This window comes from Azospirillum tabaci (genome assembly GCF_014596085.1).
Lineage (GTDB): Bacteria > Pseudomonadota > Alphaproteobacteria > Azospirillales > Azospirillaceae > Azospirillum > Azospirillum tabaci.
Window position 1 is genome coordinate 1 of record NZ_JACCJY010000061.1, and the last position, 4,729, is coordinate 4,729.

General features: G+C 65.0%; 2 protein-coding genes. One reads left to right on the forward strand and one right to left on the reverse strand.

The features are described from left to right. Window positions 1–2,918 (reverse strand): beta strand repeat-containing protein (locus H0B54_RS30360; RefSeq protein ID WP_425490124.1); only part of this gene is annotated, 2,918 nt, incomplete at its 3' end. A gap of 357 nt (window positions 2,919–3,275) precedes the next feature. On the opposite strand from H0B54_RS30360, the gene H0B54_RS30365 reads away from it, so the two are divergent. Then, the coding region (locus tag H0B54_RS30365; RefSeq protein WP_281390140.1) for a M10 family metallopeptidase at window positions 3,276–4,729 on the forward strand (1,454 nt) is incomplete at its 3' end.

Consider the following 4,729-nt stretch of genomic DNA (forward strand, 5'->3'; position numbering starts at 1 on the left):
CCGGTCATCGACCACAGCGTCAGCCCGCCCTGCGCGTTCTGCCACACCACATCCGCCCGGCCGTTCCCGTCAAAGTCAAGGCGCGGCGCCGCCCCGGTCGGGGCCGAGATGGTGCGGTCGCTGAAGGTCAGACTCTCGATGCCCGTCAGCGTGTCGGTGCCGTCGGTGCCCAACCGGTCGCGAACCAGGAGGGTGCTGCCCACGCGCGTGATCTCGTAACTGGCGTAGGCGCCGCTGAACACCGCCGTGTCGTTGCCAGCCCCCCCTTCCAACGTATCGTTGCCTGCACCACCGCTCAGCAGGTCGTCACCGTCTCCCCCGTTGATCAGATCGTTGCCGCCGGCACCGTACAGCGTGTCGGCGCCGCCATAGCCGTACAGCGTGTCGTTGCCATCCTGCCCCTGGAGCCAGTCGTTGCCGGCGAAATAGGCGCCGTCGGTGGTGGTCCGGAGTTCGGCGATGGTCATCCCGACCTGATCCGCCTGACGGTATTGGGCGAAGTCGGCCATGCCCGAGGACTTGTAGTAGGTCCCGATATTGTCGATCGAGCCGGCGATGTCCGACAACTGATTGCCGGTGAAGCTCCCGTTCAGGATCAGCCGGATCTGATCCGTGCCGCTCGTCTGGGTCAGAACGATCTGGGTAGCGCTGGCGGAGGTGAGCGTGAAGTCAGCCAGACCGATTTCCGTGCTGTAGCCGGCGTTGGTGCTGATGTAGTTGTTCTGCCCGACGACCGACACGATCTTGCCGGTCGCGGCGGCCAGGGTCACGGCGCGGTCGGTGAAAAACAGGGTTTCGACGCCGATCAGCGTGTCGGTCCCGTCGCTTCCCACAGTGTCCCGAACGATGACCGAGGTGCCGCTGCGCGTGATGGTGTAATTGGCGAAGGCGCCGCTGAAGACCGCCACGTCGTCGCCGCTGCCGCCGATAAGGGTGTCGTTGCCGGCCCCGCCGGTCAGAACGTCGTTGCCGTTCTCACCGTGGAGCAGGTCGTTGCCGGCGCCGCCGTCGATCCAGTCATGGCCGTTCCCGGCGTGGACGGTGTCGTTGCCCGCCAGGGCGGAGATGATGTCGGGGCCCGCCGTCGCGATGGCTCGATCGTTGGCGCCGGACGGTGCGGAATGACCATCCCCGGCGACGTGGATGAAGTCGTCGTTGGTGGTGCCTTGGGTGGTCGGCACTAGGATTACGGTGTCGTTGCCTTCGTTGCCGACGATCAGGCCGTCGGCAGCGAAGGTGCCGTCCAGGGTCAGCGCGCTTTCGAAGCTGCCGTTGTTGTCGACGTCGATCGCCAGCGTGGTCACGCCGTTGGCCGCCGTCACCTGGATGCGTGAAGCGCTCAGCGTCAGGTTGGTGAAGCGCAGCTTGTCGCCGGCCTCGAAATCGGTGATCCGGTCGCCCGCCCACTCCATGGCGGGGCTTCCCGAATAGACGGAATAGTAACCGGAGAAGTTGAACACATCGCCGCCGCTGCCGCCCGTCAGCGTGTCGATGCCAGATCCACTATACAGCGCGTCGTTGCCGGCCCCGCCATCCAGGCTGTCGTTGCCGGCGCCGCCGTCCAGGCTGTCGTTGCCGGCCCCGCCGCTCAGCGTGTCGTTGCCGGCGTCGCCGTACAGCCACTGGATGCCGGAACCTCCGGTCAGGCTGTCGTCGCCGAGCCCGCCGTGGGCATAGCCGTAGCTCAAGTTGTCCAGCGACAGCACGTCGTTGCCGGCGCCGCCGTCCAGGCTGTCGAAATCGCCGCCGAGCAGCGTGTCGTCGCCGTCGTTGCCGTACAGCGTGTCGTAGCCGACGCCGCCGTCCAGACTGTCGTTGCCGGCCCCGCCGCTCAGCGTGTCGTCCCCCGCTTCGCCGAACAGCTGGTCGTCGCCCCCGCCCCCGCCGATCCAGTCCCCACCGGCCCCGCCGTACACCGTGTCGTTGCCGCCGCCGGTGAAGATCGCGTCGTTGCTGACGGTCGCCAGCTCCATGTCGGTGGTTCCAGCCGGCGCAGTGCGGCCATCCCCGGCGACGTGAACGAAGTCGGCGCTGCCCGTGCCCTGCACCGAGGGCAGGGAGATCACGGTGTCGCTGCCTTCGTTGCCGACGATCAGGCCATCGGCGGCGAAGGTGCCGTCCAGGGTCAGCGCGCTCTCGAAGCTGCCGTTGTTGTCGACGTCGATCGCCAGCGTGGTCACGCCGTTGGCCGCCGTCACCTGGATGCGTGAAGCGCTCAGCGTCAGGTTGGTGAAGCGCAGCTTGTCGCCGGCCTCGAAATCGGTGATCCGGTCGCCCGCCCACTCCATGGCGGGGCTTCCCGAATAGACGGAATAGTAACCGGAGAAGTTGAACACATCGCCGCCGCTGCCGCCCGTCAGCGTGTCGATGCCAGATCCACTATACAGCGCGTCGTTGCCGGCCCCGCCATCCAGGCTGTCGTTGCCGGCGCCGCCGTCCAGGCTGTCGTTGCCGGCCCCGCCGCTCAGCGTGTCGTTGCCGGCGTCGCCGTACAGCCACTGGATGCCGGAACCTCCGGTCAGGCTGTCGTCGCCGAGCCCGCCGTGGGCATAGCCGTAGCTCAAGTTGTCCAGCGACAGCACGTCGTTGCCGGCGCCGCCGTCCAGGCTGTCGAAATCGCCGCCGAGCAGCGTGTCGTCGCCGTCGTTGCCGTACAGCGTGTCGTAGCCGACGCCGCCGTCCAGACTGTCGTTGCCGGCCCCGCCGCTCAGCGTGTCGTCCCCCGCTTCGCCGAACAGCTGGTCGTCGCCCCCGCCCCCGCCGATCCAGTCCCCACCGGCCCCGCCGTACACCGTGTCGTTGCCATCAAGCGCATCGATGACATCGTTGCCCGTGCTGGCCTGCGTCAGATCGTTGGCCCCGGCCGGTGCCGTCCGACCATCCCCAGGGAGGTGAATGAAATCGTTGCTATTCGACACGCTTGTTATTCCTTGTTGAGAGGGCGCCAACCGCACAGGACGTCGCAACTATAAGCAACATTCCCTTGCGGGAAATTGCTGCATACTATGTTATGCGATTGAAAACCGCACCTTACGGTTTTATCATATCGATTGTTGCGATAAAACCGTCATCCACCATGCGGGATAAAGACGCACAGGACCGCGCCCGTAAACTGCATTTTCCTTTTTTACAGACCCCCGACGAAGTGGTATATGGGGCCATCTCAATCTTTCGTAATGCAGAAAGATTGAAAGCCATGGAAACCAACCACAATGTCGCAAAGCCACTCTTTCAGAAACGCGTTTGGAAAAGACACGCAACTCTCTGGAGTGGAAATGCTGGTGACGCCTCCGGCCGATCCGCAAGCTTTTGCGTCCAGCGGAAGCTCGACTCTGGACGCCTTGCTCGCCCTGTCCGACGTCGGCGATACGGCGCGGTGGAACTTCGCTGCGGCCGTCGGCACGCCGTACAGCGCGCCGGGCGGGCTCGGTCAGTCGGTTTCCATCACCTACAGCTTCATGACCGCCGTCCCATCCTACTACCAAGCGGGAAGCATCACGCAGTTCACCCCGTTCACGGAGTCGCAGAAGGCCGCCGCGCGGGCCGTGCTCGCGCTCTATGCGCAGGTGGCGAACGTCACCTTCACCGAGGTGGCGGACAGCGGCAACGGCGGGCAGATCCGCTTCGGCACCGATACGCTGAGTGACAGTGGCGGCTACGCTTATTATCCGTCCTTCAGCTACAGCTACAGCTATTCCGGGTCGCCGGCGACGCCTGGGACTATCACGCAGGTTTATGAAAACCCGATCGGCGGCGATGTCTGGCTGGACGCCAGCAACACCAACCTCGACCAGACCCAGGGCCGATTCGGCAATATGACGCTGATCCATGAGATCGGTCATGCGCTTGGCTTGAAGCATCCGTTCGAGGCGCCGAACACTCTACCGACCGCCCAGGACAACTACGATTATTCGGTGATGTCCTACACGGCGCCCTCGAACAGCACGCTCATAACAGTGACGGGAACCGCCAATCAGTATTCCTGGGTGTCGGAGATGGTCGTGCCGCGCACGCCGATGCTCTACGACGTCGCCGCCGTCCAATATCTCTACGGCGCCAACACCGCCACGCGGAACGGCGATACCGTGTACTCCTGGCAAGTCTCCGAAGCCTTTTTCGAGACGATCTGGGACGGTGGCGGCACCGACACCATCGACCTGTCCAACCAAACGCTAGGGAACCGCCTCGACCTGCGGCCGGGAAGCCTGAGTTCCATCGCGATCCGCCAGAGCGATGCCGAGCGGCGAATGAACCTGCCGAGTTGGGCGACCGAGGTGCCGACCCCGACGTATGACGGCATCAACAATCTGGGCATCGCCGCCAGCGTGACCATCGAGAACGCGATCGGTGGCACCGGAAACGACCGCATTGTCGGCAACGATGCCGCAAACGATCTGCGGGGCGGCGCGGGCGATGACACGTTGGAAGGGGGAGCCGGCAACGACACGCTGGACGGCGGTGCCGGCATCGATGTCGCGTCCTTCGGTGGCGCCTACGCCACTTATGCGGTGGTGCGCACCGCCGCTGGCGTCAGTGTTCGTGATCCCCTGGGGACCGGCGGCGCCGACACGCTGAGGAACATAGAGATGCTGTCCTTCAGCGACCGCACCTTCTCCGTGTCCACATTGCCCCTTGTGGCTGCTCCACGGGTGGACTTTGACGGGAACGGCCGGGCGGATGTGGTGTGGCAGAACGCGCAGGGCGGGCTGACGCTGTGGTCGATGACCGG